Below are 19,412 nucleotides of genomic sequence, written 5' to 3'. Positions count from 1 at the left end.
TTGGGTAGTTCGGCCCACACGGTCGAATGCACCAGGTTCGTCAAGGGAATGACAGGTTTTCTGCCCTCCATTTGCAACCTGCGGATCAGCAAGGGAATGCGATGAGCGGGACTCCCGATGCATTGCGCCCACACATGCATCGGAGTCGGCCGCCATGGCAGAAAGTACCCAGCACAAGCTCGACAGAGTCCGTCCTCCCCGCGTCCAGATCACCTATGACGTGGAGATCGGCAACGCCATCGAGAAAAAAGAATTGCCATTGGTGGTCGGCATTCTGGCCGACCTCTCAGGCAAGCCAGTGGACCCGCTGCCCAAGCTCAATGAGCGGCGCTTTACCGAAATCGATCGGGATAATTTCAACGAGGTGCTCGCCTCCATCTCCCCCCGCGCCACGCTCCAGGTGAACAACACCCTCAGCGGCGACGACAGCAAGCTCAACATCGAACTCAACTTCCGTCACATCGACGACTTCGACCCGGTCAAGGTCGTGGAGCAGGTCACGCCGCTGCGTCGGTTGTTCGAAGCGCGCCAACGCCTGCGGGACCTGTTGACCAAACTCGATGGCAACGACGACCTGGACAAGCTGCTGCGTGACGTGATCGCCAACACCGAAGGCCTGCAAGAAATCAAGTCGGCCCGGCCCCAGGACGTTCCGCCAGAGCTACCCGCCGTGGCCGCCAACGATGACCCTGCCCCGGCCGAACCACAGGCCTGATCGCGCGCATCATTAAGGGAGATAACACCATGCCTGCTTCATCCAGCGCTCAAACCAGCGAGAGCACGACCCAGACCCTGTCCCTGCTGGACAAGATCATCGCCGAAGGCCGCATGGCCCACGACGACAGCCAGCAAGACTACGCCCGAGACATGCTGGCCGAATTCGCCACCCAGGTTCTCGACGAAGGCATGGCCATCGACAAGGACACCGTGGCGATGATCAACGACCGCATCAGCCAGATCGACCAGTTGATCAGCGCCCAGCTCAACGAAGTGCTGCACCACCCCGACCTGCAGAAACTCGAAGCCTCCTGGCGCGGCCTGCACCTGCTGGTGCAGAACACCGAAACCAGCACCCGGCTCAAATTGCGCCTGCTCAACGTCACCCAGAAAGAACTGCAGAACGATCTGGAAAAAGCCGTCGAATTCGACCAGAGCGCGCTGTTCAAGAAAATCTACGAGGAAGAATACGGCACCTTCGGCGGGCACCCGTTCAGCCTGCTGGTGGGTGACTACACCTTTGGCCGCCACCCGCAGGACATCGGCCTGCTGGAAAAACTCTCGAACGTCGCCGCCGCCGCGCATGCCCCGTTCATTGCTGCCGCCAGCCCGCGGTTGTTCGACATGACCAGCTTCACCGAACTGGCGATCCCCAGGGACCTGTCGAAGATTTTCGAGAGCCAGGAGCTGATCAAGTGGCGCGCCTTCCGTGAAAGCGAAGACTCGCGCTACGTGTCCCTGGTGTTGCCGCACTTCCTGCTGCGCCTGCCGTACGGCCCGGACACGCTGCCGGTGGAAGGCATCAACTACGTCGAAGACGTCAACGGCACCGACCACAGCAAATACCTGTGGGGCAACGCCGCCTGGACCCTGGCGCAACGCATCACCGAAGCCTTCGCCAAATATGGCTGGTGCGCAGCCATTCGCGGGGCCGAGGGCGGTGGCGCGGTCGAAGGCCTGCCAGCCCATACGTTCCGCACCAGTTCCGGGGATCTGTCGCTCAAATGCCCGACCGAAGTGGCGATCACCGACCGTCGCGAAAAAGAACTCAACGACCTGGGTTTCATCTCCCTGTGCCACAAGAAAAACAGCGACGTGGCGGTGTTCTTCGGCGGCCAGACCACCAACAAGGCCAAGCTCTACAACACCAATGAGGCCAACGCCAACGCGCGGATCTCGGCGATGTTGCCGTATGTACTCGCGGCCTCGCGCTTCGCCCATTACCTGAAGGTGATCATGCGTGACAAGGTCGGCAGTTTCATGACCCGCGACAACGTGCAGACCTACCTCAACAACTGGATCGCCGACTACGTGCTGATCAACGACAACGCGCCGCAAGAAATCAAGGCGCAGTACCCGTTGCGCGAAGCGCGGGTGGACGTGACGGAAGTGGCCGGCAAGCCAGGCGCCTACAAGGCCACGGTGTTCCTGCGGCCACACTTCCAGCTGGAGGAGCTGACCGCCTCGATCCGCCTGGTGGCGACCCTGCCGCCACCGGTAGCTGCCTGACCGCCTTGGCAAGGGAGCAAGCTCCCACTGGGCTATGTGTAGGGGCTGCCGAAGGCTGCGATCTTTTGATCTTGATCTTTCGCTTTCGATTCAATGGGTAGTGGAAAGGTCGCAGCCTCGCTTCACTCGACAGCTCCTACAGCGCAGTCCGGCGGGAGCAAGTTCCCTCGCCACAGGTTCGGCGTTCGTCTTTAACGGATCGGTATTGGGCACCACCCATTTCGTCTTTTTCAGGAGTTCCACACAATGGATGCAATCATTCTCGACCTCGGCGGCGACATCAAGGGCGACAGCCTGCTGGAGGGGTTCACGGACAAGATCGAGGTCATGTCCTACAGCCATAACGTGGCAATGCAGGTCACCAACGACGTCAGCAACTCGGAGCGTACCTCCGGCCGGCCCCATATCGGCGAATTCACCCTGACTAAATTCATCGACAGCTCTACCCCTTCGCTCAACGAGTATTGCTGCGCCGGTAAACCGATCCCGCAAGCCGTCATCACCATTGGCCGCAATGCCGCCGAGGGTAGCGGCAAACTCATGCCGTTCATCATCTACACCCTGACCAACGTCGTGCTGTCCAACGTCAGTGTCAGCGGCGGCACCGGCGGCAAACCGGTGGAAACCCTGTCGCTGAACTTCACCAAGATCAAATGGGAGCTCACCGCGCAAAAAGACGATGGCACCAAGGAAGGCACGGCGGGCACGACCTGGGACCTGGCCGCCAACAAAATGACCAAGTAGGGAAACGGGCCCATGGCTGGCTTCGGGCTGCGTCCGCCCCTGTTCGACCGCCTGGCCAGCCCGGCGAACGATACCGGGCGGACGTTCGACCGACAGGCGTTGCAAGACTCGGTGCATGCCGAGCTGTCGCGCCTGTTCAATACCCGACGCGGCTCACGGGCGCTGACCGAACCGCCGAGCATCCTGGACTACGGCATCGCCGACTGGACCGCGCTGCAACAGCAGCGCAGCGATGACCGGCGCCAACTGACCCGGGAAATCCGCCAGGCCATCACCCACTTCGAACCTCGCCTGCGCCTGGGCGAGGTCGAGGTCTGCCCGGTGCCGGGCCATCCGCAGCAACTGTGCATACGGCTGCTGGGCGAGCTGCGCGGCGACCTGCATGCCTGGCCGGTGGCCTTTGTCATCGAGCACGCCGGCGACGGCCTTGAGGTACGACATGAGCGACTCGATTGACCCGCAACTGTTGGACTATTACCAACGCGAACTGACCTGGTTGCGGCATGCCGGAAGCCTGTTCGCCGAGCGCTACCCCAAGGTCGCCCGTCGCCTGGAGCTGTCCCCCGGCGAATGCCCCGATCCCCACGTCGAGCGCCTGCTTGAGGGCTTCGCACTGTTGGCCGCCCGCTTGCAACGCCGACTGGACGACGACTACGCCGAATTCAGCGATGCCCTGCTCGAACAGCTTTACCCGTTGGCCATGCGACCCTTGCCGTCGTGCGCCATCGTGCAATTTGAACCCGACCCCAGCAAAGGCAACTTGAACGAGGGCTACCCGTTGCCCCGCGACACACCGTTGTTCGTCACTACGGACAAGGGTCAGAGTATTCACTTTCGCACCACCGCCGCCGTGCATTTGTGGCCGGTGGAAATCAGCGAGGCATTGCTGCTGGGCAGCGACGAAGCCCAAGCGCTGACCGGAGTGGTCCGGGCACGCTCGGCCTTGCGCCTGGAGCTGCGGTGCCTGGGCGAAAGCCAGTGGTCGACGTTGGGAATCGACTCGCTGCGGGTCCACTTGGCGGCGTCACCGATCATCAACGCCGGGCTGTACGACCTGCTGGGCGCGCACGCCATCGAGGTCCTGGCCGGTGCACCGGGCAGCGTGCCGGAGTCACTGACAGGCTTGCCACAGATCGTCGGCTTCACCAGTGACCAGGTCTTGCTGCCGGATGAAGACGGCGTGCATCCCGGCATGCGCCTGCTGGCCGAGTACTTTGCCTTCCCGGATAAATTCGGCTTCTTCGATCTGCCACTGGCCGGCGCCACCAGCGACGGCCTGTCGTTGTACCTGTACATCGTTTTCGACTGCCCTCCCACCAGCCGCCTTCCGCTGCAGGCCAGCGACATCGCCCTGGGCTGCACGCCGGTGATCAACCTGTTTCCCAGGACTTCCGAGCCGCTGCGCCCGGACGGCACCCGCAGCGAGTATCGACTGGTGGCCGACAGTCATCGGGAAAACAGCGTCGAGATCCACAGCATCCGTGGCATGCGCGCCATGTCCAGCCAGGGCGTGCGCAAAGTGCCGGCCTATTACGGCAGCCAGCACGGCAGCGATCAGACCTGTTATTGGCATGCCCGACGGGTCAGTGGCATGAGCCCGAACCGATTGGGCACCGACTTGATGGTCAGCCTGGTGGACACCCAGTTCGACCCGCTGGCCGATACACACGACTACAGCCTCACCGCCGAACTGCTGTGCACCAACCGCCATCTGGCCCAGAGCCTGCCCGCCGGCACCCCGCTGGGTTTCGAGCGCCCGGGGCCGGTGGCCTGGGCGCGCCTGCGCAACCCGCCCAGCCCACAAAGCTTGCCGCGCCTGGACGGCGAATCGCGCTGGCGGCTGGTGTCGCAATTGACCCTCAACCATTTGTCGCTGGTCGAAGGCCCCCAGGCATTGGACGCACTGCGCGAGATTCTCCAATTGCACAACCTGCGGGACGAGGCCAGCGCCCATCGCCAGATCGAAGGGGTATCGGGGCTGGGCTGCGACCGGGTCATTGCCCATATCGGTGAAGACGCCTGGCGCGGCTGGCGAAACGGGCTGGAGGTGCGCCTGCAACTGGACCCGCAACACTTCGTTGGTAGCAGCGCCGTGCTGTTCTCGGGGGTGCTGGCGCAATTCTTTTCCCTTTATGCCACCGCCAATCGCTTCGTGCGCACCGTGCTGGTCCAGTCCGACAAGGAGGTGAAGACATGGCAACCCCAAGCCGGCAAACCCCTGGTGCTCTGAACCTGAGCCAGCGCCTGCGGCGCGACCCGCAACGCTTCGAATGGCTTCAGGCCTTGCTGTTGCTCGAACGTGAACATCCCCAGGCCGAGCCCCTGGGCAGCGGCACCGCGCCACACGCCGAAGCCTTGCGTCTGCGCGGGCCCTTGACGCCGCTGTTCGCCGCCAGCGAAGTGGAAGGCCTGGCCCAGGAACCCGGCCTGCCGCCAACCCTGACCACGCCGATCTTTGGCCTCGGCGGCCCCGACGGCCCGTTGCCCTACGCCTACCAGGAATGGCTGCAACAACGGGCACGGGCGAAAGATCATGCCCCGGCGGAATTTCTCGACCTGTTCCAGCATCGCCTGCTCAGCCTGCTTTACAAGGTGATGCGCAAACATCGCATCGCCGTGGGTTTTACCGCCCCAGGCGCCTCCGCCGTACATGCACAACTGCGGGCGTTGACCGGCCTGCTGCCCAAGGCCTTGCAGGAGCGCCAGGCAGCACCCGATTCGGCGGTACTGGCCTGCACCGCGCTGTACGCCGATGGTCGGCGCTCCCTGGACGGGTTCGCGGCGATTGTCCGTGAACAGTTCGGGCTGCCCGTGGAGCTGAGCGCCTACGAAGGTGGCTGGCGTGAAATCCCGCCGGCCAGCCGCAGCCGCTTGCAACCGGGCGGGCGCAACCTGTGCCTGGGCCGCAACGCGGTGACCGGCACCCACGTCTGGGACGAACATGCCGGCGTGCGCCTGACCCTCGGCCCGCTGACCACGGGCCAAGCCAGCGGATTGCTGCCCAACGGCGAGACTCATCCGCTGCTCGCCAGCCTTTATGCCCTGTACTTCGGCCCCGACCTGGACTGCACCCTGGTGCTGCTGATCCGTGGCGCCGGCCCACTGCAACTGGACCGCCAGGCAGCGCCACGGCTGAACTGGAACGGTGGCCTGCAACGCCAGCCGACCCTCGCCGTGCAACGGATCGAAACCCGCCTTCGTCAGCCGGAGATCGCCTGAAATGGAACTGGCCAGCCTGATCGGACGCCTCAACCCGGACAACCGCCGCGCCCTGGAACGGGCCGCGCAACGCTGCATGCAGCGCAGCCACCATTACGTGGAGATCGAACACCTGCTATTGGAACTGCTCGACATCGAGGGCGGCGACTTTGCCTGCCTGCTACCGCGCTTCGGGCTGGAGCGTGACGCAGTGGCCACCGAAACCAACAAGGCCTTGGACCTGTTCAAATCCGGCAGCACCCGCACGCCCGCCCTGTCGGCACAAACCATCGGCCTGCTGGAAGACGCCGTGGTCCAGGCCAGCGTGCTGGGCCTGGACAGCATCCGCTCCGGGCTGTTGCTACTGGCGCTGCTGGATCGTGATGAGCGCCGCAGCCTGCTGCTCAACAGCGCCTCGTCGTTGCTGCGCATTCCCCGCGACGCCCTGCGCGCCCACCTATTGGAGTGGACCGAAAGCTCCCGTGAACATGTCGGTGGCGTGCGCCCGGCTAAACCCGGCGAGGCGCCGCAGAAACAGGACCCGGTGCTGGACCAGTACACCCAGGACTTGACCGCCGACGCCCGAAACGGTCGCATCGACCCCATCGTCGGCCGCGACGGCGAGATCCGCCAGTGCATCGACATTCTGCTCCGGCGCCGGCAGAACAACCCGATCCTGGTGGGCGCGCCCGGCGTCGGCAAGACTGCGGTGGTGGAAGGCCTGGCCCTGCGCATCGCCGCCGGGGATGTGCCACCGTCGTTGCAGGAAGTCACCCTGCGCGTCCTCGACCTGGGCCTGTTGCAGGCCGGCGCCGGAGTCAAAGGCGAATTCGAACAGCGCCTCAAGGGCGTGATCGACGCGGTACGCAGTGCCGAAAAGCCGATCATCCTGTTCATCGACGAAGCTCATACGCTGATCGGCGCCGGCGGTGCGGAAGGCGGCAGCGACGCGGCCAACCTGCTCAAGCCGGCCCTGGCCCGGGGCGAACTGCGCACCCTGGCTGCGACCACGTGGCTGGAATACAAAAAATATTTCGAGAAAGACCCGGCCCTGGCCCGCCGCTTCCAACTGGTGCAGGTCGAAGAGCCGGACGAACTTACCGCTGTGGAAATGCTCCGGGGCGTGGCGAGCAAATTGGAACAGCACCACGGCGTGCAGGTGCTGGACGCGGCCATCCACGAAGCGGTGAAGCTGTCCCACCGCTACATCTCCGGGCGACAGTTGCCGGACAAAGCCATCAGCGTGCTCGACACCGCCTGTGCCCGGGTCGCCCTCGGCCAGCACGACGTGCCGCCACCGCTGGAAAGCCTGCGCCATCGGCAGAACAGTCTCAAGGACGAAGTCGAACGCCTGCGCCGGGAACAGGCCACCGGGCTCGATCATCGCGAACGCATCACCCTGCTGGAGAGCGAATCGACCGGCAACGTGCAAGCCATCCGCGAGCTGGAAACCCGCTGGGGCGAAGAGCGCGAAGCCGTGCGCGAACTGCTCGACACCCGGCGCGAACTGCTCGCCCTGAGCGAACGCGCCGACAGTGAAAAAGCCGACACCGAGATCGATAACCGCATCGACCACCTGGCCGCCGAACTGCTGCGCCTGGAAGCCGGCCTGGATGCCATTCGCCAGGACGATCCGCTGGTGCCCGAACAGGTGGACAGCAAGACCGTCGCCGCCGTGATTGCCGGCTGGACTGGCATTCCGGTGGGCAAGATGCTCGCCGACGAAGCCCACGCCGTGCGCACCCTCGGCCAGCGCATGGGCCAGCGAGTCATGGGCCAGAGCACCGCGCTGAACACCATCGCCCAACGCCTGCAAGCCTATCGCGCCGGCCTTACCGACCCACAGAAACCGGTCGGTGTGTTCCTGCTGGTGGGCCCCACCGGCGTGGGCAAGACCGAAACCGCCTACGCCCTGGCCGACGCCTTGTACGGCGGCGAACGCAACCTGATCAGCATCAACCTTTCGGAGTACCAGGAAGCCCACACCGTCAGCCAACTCAAAGGCGCCCCGCCCGGCTATGTCGGCTACGGCAGCGGCGGCGTGCTCACCGAAGCGGTGCGGCGCAAACCCTATTCGGTGGTGCTGCTGGATGAAATCGAAAAGGCCCACCCGGATGTGCTCGAAGCCTTCTACAACGTTTTCGACAAAGGCCTGATGGAAGACGGCACCGGCCTGGTGGTGGACTTCAAGAACACCGTGATGCTCGCCACCAGCAACGTCGGCGCTGAACTGTTGCTGGACACACCGGCCGCGCAATTGGGCAGCGACACCTTCAACGAAGCCTTGCACAAAGTGCTGCTGCAAGCGTTTCGCCCGGCGTTTTTGGCGCGCATGACGGTGGTGGCGTATCGGCCGTTGGATGAGGCGACGCTGGAAGGGATCGTGCTGGCGAAGCTGGAGAAACTGCGCGGGCGCTACAAGGCCGCGACCGGCAAGCAATTCGAATTCGACGCGGGGATCGTCAAGGCTGTGTTGGCCAAATGCAGCGCGGCGGGGGCGCGAGACGTCGAGAATGTGTTGATGACGCAGGTGACGGGGAAGTTGGCGGAGTGGGTGTTGGAATGAAGGGTAAATGACCATGCAAATATTTATTTCATTCAAAACTATAAAGTCGAAAGTTATCGACTTGGCCGATCATACAACTTGCGCAGCTGCCATACCTCTCATCGTTCAGGAGATCAACCCGTTATTGGGTGCACACCCAATTCCCGCACACGCAAATGTCTTCCTGGCCAATGGCAAGGGTAAAGTCGCTTCGGAAACGCTGCTGCCAAATGAGAGCAGCTACACGCTTGTGGTATCCCTACCCTTCGTGCCAATCCTCGATCCGGAAGTCATGTTGCTTCTGAGCATTCGCTTGCGCCAACAGATCAACTCTCCGAAACCTGGGCATCTTGTCTTTATCAGCACCGGAAGCCATATCAATGGAGATAAAGGCGCCCCCGAAGCCAGTAACCAGCAATGTCCGGCCGACCTTGTCAAACATTGCCATGCCGACGGGTTGCCGCTATCGATCATTTTGATAGACGACGGTTTCCAGAACGATACAGGCGGTGGCCAGATCTATGATCATGACCCGAACTGGAAATTATCTATCGAGCTGCTTAATGGACGAGTGCGACATTTCGAACATGCATTAACGGGGTTCAAGCTTTCAACTTACCAAACCCATCTGGAGAATTGGGGGGACAACGCAACTCATCTCAGTGATATCGATCTGACGGTATTGGGTGCCAGACTCAACAGTGTCGATGGTCAACTGTTGGTTCGGATGTTTAACGGCGACATCACCTATAACAGTCGGCCTGAGATCCGGCTTGGCACTCGCTGATGCCCCGCTCCACTGACAGCAACACCACCCTTTCCCTCACCGCCGCCACGCTGTCGGCGTTGTTTCCTGAGTCATTGTCCGGCGAAGAGCGCCTCAACGCCCTGGGCTCGCACATGCTCAACGGCATCAACGACGGCGCCTCGCTGGACCTCACCACGGCCGTCGCCAGCCACGTGACCACCACCCTGCACAAGGACGCCTTGCTGCGCCCGCTGGATGGGCTGGTGGCCGAGATCCGCCAACTGCCCGCCGACGCCACCGCCGAACGCTATCAGCTTTTGCTCCGGCCCTGGCTCTGGTGGCTGAGCCTGGCTAGCAACAACCGCGTGTTCCAGAACCTCGCCACCTCGGACATCGTCACCACGATTTTCAAGGCCCACGGTTTCACCGACTTCCAGCTCAAGCTCACCGGCAGCTACACCCCCCGCGAGTACTGCGTGCAATACGGCGAAACCGACCTGGCCTTCGTCTCGCGACTGCTGGAAGAAGACGGGATGTTCTGGTTCTTCAGCCATGAAGACGGTAAGCACACGCTGGTACTGGCCGACAGCAACGACGCCTTCGTGCCCATTCCCAATGGGCCGACGGTGAATTATCTCGGGCAGAAACTGGGTGAGCGAGAGCTGCACGGCATCCGTTCAGGGCAAGTGTGCCTGCAAGCCGTGGCCGGGGTTTACCAGGCGACCGACTATGAGTTCACCACCCCGACAACCTCGCTCTACAGCCAGGCCGAAGCCGTGGCCGGGCCGAGTTCGATGTACGAACATCCGGGTGGGTATACCGTCAAGGGTCAAGGCGATGCCTTGACCAAACAACGGGTGGATGGCCTGCGCAGCCAGGAGAAGCGTTTTGTCGGCGAAAGCGACTGCCGCTGGCTGGTGCCGGGGTACTGGTTCACCCTCGCCGGCCATGAAGACGCGACGTTGAATATCGATTGGGTGGTGACCTCGGTCAGCCATGAAGCCAGCCATGACAGCTACCGCAACCGCTTCGAAGCGATCCCCAAGGCCACCCCTTATCGACCGGCGCGCACCACGCCAAAACCGCGCATGCACACCCAGACGGCGCTGGTGGTGGGCAAGGCCGGCGAAGAGATCTGGACCGACGAATACGGGCGGATCAAGTTGCAGTTCCCCTGGGACCGCACCGGCAAGAACGACGAGACTTCGTCCTGCTGGGTCCGCGTGGTCTTGCCCTGGAGCGGTAAAGGCTTTGGCATGCAGTTCGTGCCGCGCATCGGCCAGGAAGTCATCGTCACGTTCATTGATGGCGACCCGGACCGTCCCTTGGTCACCGGCTGCGTCTACAACGGTGACAATGCCCTGCCCTACGCGCTGCCGGCGAACCAGACCCAGTCCGGGATCAAGACCAATTCATCCAAGGGCGGTGGTGGTTTCAATGAACTGCGCTTCGAAGACAAGAAGGACGCCGAAGAGGTGTTTCTCCAGGCCCAGAAAGACTTCAACATCAACGTGCTCAACGACACCACCGCCACCGTCGGCCACGACGAAACGCTCACGGTGCAGAACGCCCGCACCCGCACGGTGAAGGACGGCGACGAAACCGTGACCCTGGAGAAAGGCAAGCGCAGCGTGACCATCCAGACCGGCAGCGACAGCCTCGATGTGAAGGACACCCGCACCGTCACCGTGGGATCGGACCAGACCCACAGCACCGGCGGCAATTACGAGCACAAGGTCACTGGCAACTACAACCTGACCGTGGACGGCAACCTGACCATCAAGGTCAGCGGCACCCTGACCCTGCAAAGCGGCGGCAGTTTCGCGATCAAGAGCGGCGCCGACCTGGCCGCCCAGGCCAGCACGTCCATCAGCCAGAAGGCCGGCACGGCCCTGAGCAACCAGGCCGGGACGTCGTTGGAGAACAAGGCCGGCACCACACTGACCAACGACGCTGGCATCAGCCTGGTGAACAAGGCCGCCGCCGAACAGACCGTGGACGGCGGCGGCATGCTGACCATCAAGGGCGGCCTGGTGAAGGTCAACTGATGGGAGCACGCCGATGACCTCGAAAAAGCTCGACCTGGAACGTGGCGACAGCCAACTGAGCGGGCAACTGGTCGATGGCCGGCTCGACGGCCCACTGCAGATTGAAGAGGCCCAGCGCCCGCAAGCAAAACTCAACTACAGCCAGGGTGAACTGCAAGGCACCAGCACCTTGTATCACCCCAATGGAAGGGTCTCGGCAGTGATGCCGTTCGTCAAAGGCAAGTTGCAGGGCGTGGCGAGCTTCTATGCAGCCGAAGGTGGGTTGCAGCGCCAGGCCACGTATCGCAATGGCTTGCTGCACGGTGAGGCGAACAACTACTTTCCCGACGGACAATTGGCCGAAGCCGAGTTCTATCGCGACGGCGTGCGCGACGGTCGCTACCGCCGCCTGCATGCCAACGGCAACCCCGCCGTCGAGGCGCGCTACCTCAATGGCCAACTGGTGGAACCGGCCCACGCCTACGCCGAAGACGGCCGGCCGCTGGATGCAGAAGGTAAACCGATCTCCCGGGTGCGCTGGTGGTTCAGGCGCTGGAATGATCCAGCACAGGCTTGAACGGGGGACCGGTTCCTGCAGCCGCCTCGAAATACTGTGGGAGCGAGCTTGCTCGCGATGACGGTTTCATAGTCAACATTGCCGCCAACTGACCCACCGCCATCGCGAGCAAGCTCGCTCCCACAGGGGATTGTTGAGCCACCTACTCCACAATCATCTCCCACAAGGGATTGTGGTAACCCACCTATTCTGCAATCACCTCGCTCCCACAGAGAGCTTGGTGCTGCTCAGGGAATCAACATCTGCACCTGCCCCGGCACCACGATCTTGATCACCCCGGCCCAGGTGCACATCAAGGTGCTGTTGGCGTCGATGGCCGGCATGTTGCCCAGCAACAGGGTTGGCGCGCCGCCGGGGATCCAGGGGGTGGCGGTGGCGGGAATGCACGGCATGGGGGTGAGTACGCCCAGGGCGGCTGCCGTGGCGGCAGCGACGGTCGGGTTTGCCAGGCTCGTGCACATCCCGAACGTGGTGACATTCACCAACGGAATGTGATCCATGATGTTCGCTGCCGGCATCCCGCCGGTCAGCATTCGGTTGACCGGCAATACGTTGAGCACCGCCGGCGCGGCGCCGAAGCTGCATTGCAAGGTGGCGGTGCTGCAGACCTGCGGGCATCCCATCGCGGCTCCTCCCTGAAGATCCCGAAACCTTAGCCGGTCCGCGGCCAATCTGCTCGTGCGCGTGCATCAGGCCCGATGATTATCCTGCAACACGCTAACCTATAAGACCCTGGCGTGCTTGTGACGCCTCCCGCGCGCCATTAGATTAGCCAATGATCGATGGCCTCCAAAATAAGCAGAAGGGATAAGCATGGCGTTTACTGATCAGTCCACCCGCGTGCGCGACGGTGAAGAACTCGATGCCAACTTGATCGACCCGTACCTCAAGGCCCACATTCCCGGCCTGACCGGCGTGCCGCAGATCAGCCAGTTTCCCGGTGGCGCGTCGAACCTGACGTACCTGCTGGAATACCCCGGACAGGAATTCGTCCTGCGCCGTCCGCCGTTCGGCCACAAGGCCAAGTCCGCCCACGACATGGGCCGTGAGTTCCGCATCCTCAATCAATTGCGCGAAGGTTTCCCCTACTGCCCCAAAGCCTACGTGCACTGCACCGACGAGTCGGTGATGGGTGCCGAGTTCTATGTGATGGAACGGGTCAAGGGCATCATCCTGCGCTCCGAGTTGCCACCGGAGCTGGGTTTCGACGCCGCCCGCACCGAAACGCTGTGCAAGAGCTTCATCGACCGGCTCGTGGAACTGCACCGGGTCGACTACAACGCTTGCGGCCTGGCCGACCTGGGCAAGCCCGAAGGCTACGTGGCCCGGCAGATCCGCGGCTGGAGCGAGCGCTACGAAAAAGCCCTGACGCCCGATGCGCCGAAGTGGGAAGCGGTCAAGGCCTGGCTCAACGACAAGATGCCGGCCGACCACCCGACTTCGAGCATCGTGCACAACGACTACCGCTTCGACAACGTCATTCTCGACCCGGACAACCCGATGCAGATCATCGGCGTGTTGGACTGGGAGCTGACCACCCTCGGCGATCCGTTGATGGACCTGGGCAACAGCCTCGCCTATTGGATCGAAGCCGGCGACCCGGCGCCGGTGCAACTGATGCGCCGCCAGCCAAGCCACGCGCCCGGCATGCTGACCCGCCGCGAGTTCGTCGATTACTACGCCGAGCGTGCCGGGATCCGCATCGACAACTTCGACTTCTATTACACCTACGGGCTGTTCCGCCTGGCCGGCATCGTCCAGCAGATCTACTACCGCTTCTACCATGGCCAGACCCAGGACAAACGCTTCGCGCAGTTCGTTCAGATGAACAAACTGCTGGAGCAAATGAGCCTGCAGGTCATCAGCAAATCCACGCTCTGAGCGCACCTATAACAAGGAAACAGCATGTCCAAGACCCAGTTGTTCGACCTCGACGGTAAAATCGCTTTCGTTTCCGGCGCCAGCCGCGGCATCGGCGAGGCCATCGCCAAACTGCTGGCCCAGCAAGGCGCCCATGTGATCGTTTCCAGCCGCAAGCTCGATGGTTGCCAGCATGTGGCCGACGCCATCATCGCCGCTGGCGGCAAGGCCACCGCCATTGCCTGCCACATCGGTGAAATGGAGCAGATCAGCCAGGTGTTCGCGGGCATCCGCGAGCAGTTCGGGCGCCTGGACATCCTGGTCAACAATGCCGCCACCAACCCGCAATTCTGCAACGTCCTGGACACCGACCTGGGGGCGTTCCAGAAAACCGTCGACGTGAACATTCGCGGCTACTTCTTCATGTCGGTGGAGGCCGGCAAGCTGATGCGCGAGAACGGCGGCGGCAGCATCATCAACGTGGCGTCGATCAACGGCATCTCGCCGGGGATCTTCCAGGGCATCTACTCGGTGACCAAGGCTGCGGTGATCAACATGACCAAAGTCTTCGCCAAGGAGTGTGCGCAATTCGGCATCCGCTGCAACGCCCTGTTGCCGGGCCTGACCGACACCAAGTTCGCCTCGGCACTGGTCAAGAACGACGCCATCCTGAAGACCGCCCTGGCGCAGATCCCGCTCAAGCGCGTGGCCGACCCGAGCGAAATGGCCGGCGCGGTGTTGTACCTGGCCAGCGATGCATCGAGCTACACCACGGGTGTGGCGTTGAATGTGGATGGGGGGTTCCTGTCCTGACAGCTTGCCCCGAGGGGCCCCTGTGGGAGCGAGCTTGCTCGCGATAGCATTGCATCAGTCACACAAGTACTGCTGACCGACCGCTATCGCGAGCAAGCTCGCTCACACAAAGGAATCTTCAGCAATAGCCGAAATGAATATTTATTCTACTATTTGCAATTAAAGAATATTTATTCCATAAATAGCCCTCCTGAAAATAACAATTCAAAGGGCTCTTCCTCATGCGTGAACTCGGCATCGGTCTGATTGGCACCGGCTTCATGGGCCGTGCCCATGCCTTGGCATTCCACAACGCCAAGGCGGTGTTCGACCTCCCCCTGAACCTGAAACTGGCGGCCCTGGCCGACGCCGATCCGCAGCGTGCCCGGCAATGTGCCCACAGCTGGGGGTTCGAGACGGCTCACAGCGACTGGCAACAACTGATCGACGACCCGAAGGTCAATCTGATCGCCATCACCACGCCCAACCACCTGCACTTCCCCATGGCCATGGCGGCGTTGGCGGCGGGCAAGCCGGTCTATTGCGAAAAGCCCCTGGCGGTGTCCCTGGAACAGGCCGAGCAGATGCGCCAGGCAGCCAAGACCGCCGGGGTGGTGACGCGGGTCGGCTACAACTACCAGCACAACCCGATCATCCAACTGGCGCGGGACATGATCCAGCGCGGGGAACTGGGACAGATCATCAGTTTCCAGGGCGAATTCAGTGAAGACTTCATGGCCGACCCCGCCTCGCCGTGGTCATGGCGTTGCGAAGCGGCCCACGCCGGCGGCGCACTGGCCGACCTGGGCAGTCACTTGCTGGCCATGGCCCGTCACCTGTTGGGCGACGTCGAAGCGGTGTGCGCCGACAGCCAGACCGTGCACCGCCAACGCCCCGCCAGCGCAGGCAATGCCGAACAACGCGCCATTGCGGTGGACGACCAGGTCCACGCCCTGCTGCGTTTCGCCAATGGCGCCCGAGGCACGGTGAGCAGCAGTTGGCTCAAGCACGGCTACAAGAACCACCTGAGCTTCGAGATCAGCGGCACCCTCGGCACGCTGGTGTTCGATCAGGAACGGCTCAATGAACTGCGCCTGTGTCGCGTCGGCCAGGCAGGTTTCCAGCGCCTGCTGGCCGGTCCGGATTTACCGGGGTATGCCGCGTTCAGTCCGGCGGCCGGGCACCAGTTGGGGTACAACGAATTGAAGACCCTGGAAGTGCACGAATTGATGATGGCCCTCGCCGGCGAAGGCGGCAGCGGGACCGACTTCGAAGAGGCCTGGGAAGTGGAGCGGCTGGCGGCGGCGATTCGTGTGGCGGCGCGGGAGGAGCGTTGGGTGAGCATCAGCGAGCTATAAGCGCTCATTTGTGCCCATTTTGTGTGCCCCCTGTGGAAAGGGAATTTATCCCCATCTGTGGGAGCAAGGCTTGCCCGCGATGAAGATGACGCGGTCCCCCTGGGAACCGAGGCGCCTGCATCGCGAGCAAGCTTTGCTCCCACGCAGCGGGGATAAATCCCCTCGCCACAGGAAACGCTGCTCAGCCTGGGTCCTGGGCTTGCAGTTCAGCCAACCGCCCCGCCAACGCCTTGGCCTGACTCGCCACATCAGTCACGGCAGTACTTTCCCACCACATCCCCCGCAGTGGCGGGCCCATGGCGAACAGGCGTTCGGCGGGCTTGCCGTTGGCATCCAACACCGCACCGTCAGCACGCGCGGCGATGCCCAGGGCCAGCGGCCCGGGCTGGATCAGCCCCCGGGCCAACAGCTGTTGCGGCAACGGTCGCGCAACCCGGCGCCAGTCATACTCGATGCCGCTGGAGTTGATCAGTGCCGCGCCCTGCACCACGGTCAACCCGGCCTCGCCCCGGCGACGGATGGTAATTCCCAGCGTGCCCTCGGCAGAGGACACCAGCCCCTTGAACGATGCCGCCTGGATCCGCAACCGCCCTTCTTCGTGCAGGCGCGCCACCCGTTCGGCGCTCAGCGGTGGCGAACGATGGTGATGGCTCTCCCACCATGGTCGTACATGCCGGACGAACTGCCGGCGTTGCACATCACTGGCCTGGTTCCACAACCGCCCGATGTGCGCGCGCACCGTGTCCAACGGAGCCTGCCAATCGACACCCTGAGCCTGGGCCTGACGGCATTGCTCGCGCAGGGCCCGCATCAATTGACGTGGCGAGCGCAGGCTGTGATCGTCGGCGAGAAAATCCACCCAGGCAGGTGGCTGGCGGCGCACATGGGGCAACAAACCATGACGGGAAAACACTTCGATCGGCCCACGGTGCCCGGCCTGCTCCAGGGACACGACGGCATCGACCATGGTCAGTCCCGAGCCGATGATCAGCACCGTGGACTGCGGATCGAGCTGGCGCATCGCAGCCACATCCCAGGGGTCCAGGGCCGCGGCATTCAAGCCGCTGGATTCGGTTTGCGGGGTTCGCGCCGCCGGGAACATGCCGGTGGCCAGTACCGCGAAACGGCCGCGCAAGACCTGGCCGTCATCCAGCTTCAGCATTACGGCATCGTCAGCAACCCGCAGGTCCACGGCCTCCCCACGCACGTGCTCGGCGGTCGAACCGTTTCGTGCGCCCAACTCGCGAGCCTCGGCCAGACGTTGCTGGACATAGAGGCCAAACATCCCCCGGGGCGGGAACAACTCGCTGATCGGCACGTGCTGTTGATCCGACTCGGGCCAGCCGCCAGCCTCGATGAACGCGGTGAGCCATTGGGTCAGGTCATCGGCGTTGTCCGGTTCGACGCTCATCCGCGCCGCGTTGCCGTTCAAGGTGTGCCCCAGCTCCACGGCACTGTAGGCCTCGCCCCGGCCCAGTTCACTGCGCGGCTCGACAATCAGCACCTCACGCCGGCCCGGCAGGCGCAGCAGCTGCGCGGCCAGCATGGCACCGCTCAGGCCGCCGCCGATGATCAGGATATCGGCCTCCCGGGTGATGCCCTGCTCATGTCGCTCCAGCGCTGTGTCCATACCGCTCTCCAGGAATCAAATCACCACGTTGCGTACGAATCTCGCCGCCACCGGGCCATCGTTGCGATAGGCATGGGGCTGGTTGCTGGCGAACATGAAAAACTCACCGGCGCCAATCCGACGCTCCTCGCTGCCCAACAGCAGCGTCAGGCAGCCCTCGAATACGTAGAGTTGCTCGCTCCAACCGTCGGCGTCGGGCTCTGAAGGGTAATACTCGCCGGGCTCCAGGCGCCACTCCCAGAGTTCCACCTCGCGGCTGGCGGTGGCCTTGGCGAGCAATACGGCTTTGCTGCCGGCAATGGTCCCGGCCCAGGCCAGTTCGTTGATGCGGCTCGGGTCGCGGGCATCGGGGGCCTGGATCAAGTCACTGAAAGCCACGTCGAGGGCTTCGGCGACGCGATCCAGAGTAGTCAGGCTGACGTTCTTTTCGCCCGCCTCGATGGCCACCAACATCCGCCGGCTGACCCCCGACAACTCGGCCAACGCGGTCTGGCTGAGCTCGGCGGCATGCCGCAGGCGACGGACGTTCTGGCTGACGTGTTGCAGGACGGACGCCCGCTGGCCGGATTCTTTGTGCACTATATTGCTCACATGGCTGGGTTGCGCATTATACTGCCCAACTTCGGGCGCATTGTGCGTCCGCCTCAAGTGGCGCGCAAGGTCATGGCATCGGTGAACTCCCCGCAAGCTTCCTCCCGTTTCTCAAGGTTCAGCAAGGCCGAATGCGTGCTGGTGCTGATCACCATGATCTGGGGCGGGACGTTCCTGTTGGTGCAGCATGCCATGACGGTCAGCGGACCGATGTTTTTCGTCGGCCTGCGCTTTGCCGCCGCGGCCGCATTTGTCGCGCTGTTCTCCTGGCGTCACCTGCGCGACCTGACGCTGTTCGAACTCAAGGCAGGCTGTTTCATCGGCGTGGCAATCATGCTCGGCTACGGCTTGCAGACCGTCGGCCTGCAAACCATCCCCAGCAGCCAATCGGCCTTCATCACCGCGCTGTACGTGCCGTTCGTGCCCTTGTTGCAATGGCTGGTGCTGGGCCGTCGCCCTAGCCTGATGCCCAGCATCGGGATCATGCTGGCGTTCACCGGGCTGATGCTGGTGTCGGGCCCGGCCGGGGCCTCGCTGAACTTCAGCCCCGGTGAAATCGCCACGTTGATCAGTGCCATCGCGATTGCCGCCGAGATCATCCTGATCAGCGCCTATGCCGGCCAGGTCGATGTGCGCCGGGTGACCGTGGTGCAACTGGCAACCACGGCGGTGCTGGCCTTCCTGATGGTGGTGCCGACCCAGGAAGCGATCCCGGACTTTTCCATGTTGCTGCTGGTCAGCGCCGTGGGCCTTGGCGCCGCCAGCGCAGCGATCCAGGTGGCGATGAATTGGGCACAGAAAAGCGTCTCACCGACCCGCGCCACGCTGATCTATGCCGGCGAGCCAGTGTGGGCCGGCATTGCCGGGCGTCTGGCAGGCGAGCGGCTGCCGGCGATCGCATTGTTCGGCGCGGCGCTGATCGTGGCGGCGGTGATTGTCAGTGAGTTGAAGACACGGAGCAAAGTCGCCATCGACGCGGACGAAGTGTTGGAGCGTGAGGGCTGAGGCTGCCTGAATCCCGGCAAAGTCAGAAAACTCCACCTATCTTGTAGGATTCTGCGACATCCTCGCGGTTGGTGATCCGGGTCAGGGTACGTATGATCCTTGAGAACCTAC

Annotated in this window: 17 protein-coding genes; 14 read left to right on the top strand and 3 right to left on the bottom strand. The window is 63.2% G+C overall.

Annotated elements, in window-relative coordinates:
* Positions 1-154: 154 nt before the first annotated feature.
* The 10 genes from tssB (at position 155) to KI237_RS12720 (ending at position 12,065) form a co-directional block, all read left to right on the top strand.
* Positions 155-715 carry a type VI secretion system contractile sheath small subunit gene (tssB, locus tag KI237_RS12765; RefSeq protein WP_212800108.1) on the top strand — a complete coding sequence of 187 codons (561 nt, stop codon included), beginning with the start codon at positions 155-157 and terminating at the stop codon, positions 713-715.
* Between the two features lie 29 nt (positions 716-744).
* Entirely contained in the window at positions 745-2,226 is a 1,482-nt protein-coding gene (tssC, locus tag KI237_RS12760) for a type VI secretion system contractile sheath large subunit (RefSeq protein ID WP_014337906.1), read from the top strand.
* 246 nt (positions 2,227-2,472) lie between these two features.
* The gene (locus KI237_RS12755) at positions 2,473-2,970 is read left to right on the top strand and encodes an Hcp family type VI secretion system effector (protein ID WP_109756006.1); all 498 of its coding nucleotides are present in this window, start codon (positions 2,473-2,475) and stop codon (positions 2,968-2,970) included.
* A gap of 12 nt (positions 2,971-2,982) precedes the next feature.
* On the top strand, positions 2,983-3,426 hold the full coding sequence (gene tssE, locus KI237_RS12750; RefSeq protein WP_212800107.1) for a type VI secretion system baseplate subunit TssE: 444 nt from the start codon (positions 2,983-2,985) through the stop codon (positions 3,424-3,426).
* Positions 3,410-5,200: a type VI secretion system baseplate subunit TssF gene (gene tssF / locus KI237_RS12745; RefSeq protein WP_212800106.1), complete on the top strand. Its 1,791-nt coding sequence runs from the start codon at positions 3,410-3,412 to the stop codon at positions 5,198-5,200. The genes tssE and tssF overlap by 17 nt, the downstream gene beginning before the upstream one ends.
* Positions 5,164-6,189, top strand: a complete 1,026-nt coding sequence (tssG, locus tag KI237_RS12740; RefSeq protein ID WP_212800105.1) for a type VI secretion system baseplate subunit TssG — start codon at positions 5,164-5,166, stop codon at positions 6,187-6,189. The genes tssF and tssG overlap by 37 nt, the downstream gene beginning before the upstream one ends.
* A gap of 1 nt (position 6,190) precedes the next feature.
* Positions 6,191-8,734: a type VI secretion system ATPase TssH gene (gene tssH, locus KI237_RS12735; RefSeq protein ID WP_212800104.1), complete on the top strand. Its 2,544-nt coding sequence runs from the start codon at positions 6,191-6,193 to the stop codon at positions 8,732-8,734.
* A 7-nt stretch (positions 8,735-8,741) separates the two neighbouring features.
* Positions 8,742-9,500 carry a hypothetical protein gene (locus KI237_RS12730; RefSeq protein ID WP_212800103.1) on the top strand — a complete coding sequence of 253 codons (759 nt, stop codon included), beginning with the start codon at positions 8,742-8,744 and terminating at the stop codon, positions 9,498-9,500.
* Positions 9,500-11,509 (top strand): type VI secretion system Vgr family protein, encoded by a 2,010-nt coding sequence (locus KI237_RS12725; RefSeq protein WP_212800102.1) that lies wholly within the window; start codon positions 9,500-9,502, stop codon positions 11,507-11,509. The genes KI237_RS12730 and KI237_RS12725 overlap by 1 nt, the downstream gene beginning before the upstream one ends.
* Positions 11,510-11,522: 13 nt before the next feature.
* On the top strand, positions 11,523-12,065 hold the full coding sequence (locus tag KI237_RS12720) for a toxin-antitoxin system YwqK family antitoxin (protein WP_212800101.1): 543 nt from the start codon (positions 11,523-11,525) through the stop codon (positions 12,063-12,065).
* A 227-nt stretch (positions 12,066-12,292) separates the two neighbouring features.
* On the opposite strand, the gene KI237_RS12715 is transcribed toward KI237_RS12720, so the two are convergent.
* The gene (locus KI237_RS12715; RefSeq protein ID WP_212800100.1) at positions 12,293-12,688 is read right to left on the bottom strand and encodes a DUF4280 domain-containing protein; all 396 of its coding nucleotides are present in this window, start codon (positions 12,686-12,688) and stop codon (positions 12,293-12,295) included.
* Positions 12,689-12,878: 190 nt separating this feature from the next.
* Here KI237_RS12715 and KI237_RS12710 point away from each other — a divergent pair, with 190 nt between their 5' ends.
* The 3 genes from KI237_RS12710 (at position 12,879) to KI237_RS12700 (ending at position 16,075) form a co-directional block, all read left to right on the top strand.
* Positions 12,879-13,946: a phosphotransferase family protein gene (locus KI237_RS12710; protein ID WP_212800099.1), complete on the top strand. Its 1,068-nt coding sequence runs from the start codon at positions 12,879-12,881 to the stop codon at positions 13,944-13,946.
* A gap of 24 nt (positions 13,947-13,970) precedes the next feature.
* On the top strand, positions 13,971-14,738 hold the full coding sequence (locus KI237_RS12705) for an SDR family oxidoreductase (RefSeq protein ID WP_003180553.1): 768 nt from the start codon (positions 13,971-13,973) through the stop codon (positions 14,736-14,738).
* Positions 14,739-14,959: 221 nt separating this feature from the next.
* Entirely contained in the window at positions 14,960-16,075 is a 1,116-nt protein-coding gene (locus tag KI237_RS12700) for a Gfo/Idh/MocA family protein (protein WP_212800098.1), read from the top strand.
* Between the two features lie 181 nt (positions 16,076-16,256).
* Here the strand turns inward: KI237_RS12700 and KI237_RS12695 are convergent, their stop codons facing one another.
* Both KI237_RS12695 and KI237_RS12690 read right to left on the bottom strand, forming a co-directional pair.
* Positions 16,257-17,705: an FAD/NAD(P)-binding protein gene (locus KI237_RS12695; RefSeq protein WP_212800097.1), complete on the bottom strand. Its 1,449-nt coding sequence runs from the start codon at positions 17,703-17,705 to the stop codon at positions 16,257-16,259.
* Positions 17,706-17,720: 15 nt separating this feature from the next.
* A complete protein-coding gene (locus tag KI237_RS12690; RefSeq protein WP_003202826.1) occupies positions 17,721-18,284 on the bottom strand; it encodes a helix-turn-helix domain-containing protein in 564 nt (187 codons plus the stop codon).
* Between the two features lie 12 nt (positions 18,285-18,296).
* Between KI237_RS12690 and KI237_RS12685 the strand changes: the two genes are divergently transcribed.
* On the top strand, positions 18,297-19,301 hold the full coding sequence (locus tag KI237_RS12685; protein ID WP_212800594.1) for a DMT family transporter: 1,005 nt from the start codon (positions 18,297-18,299) through the stop codon (positions 19,299-19,301).
* Positions 19,302-19,412 lie beyond the last annotated feature (111 nt).

This window comes from Pseudomonas sp. St316 (assembly GCF_018325905.1).
Taxonomy (GTDB): domain Bacteria; phylum Pseudomonadota; class Gammaproteobacteria; order Pseudomonadales; family Pseudomonadaceae; genus Aquipseudomonas.
Note: the sequence above shows the minus strand (reverse complement) of the source record. Positions and strands in the feature narration are given on the sequence as shown.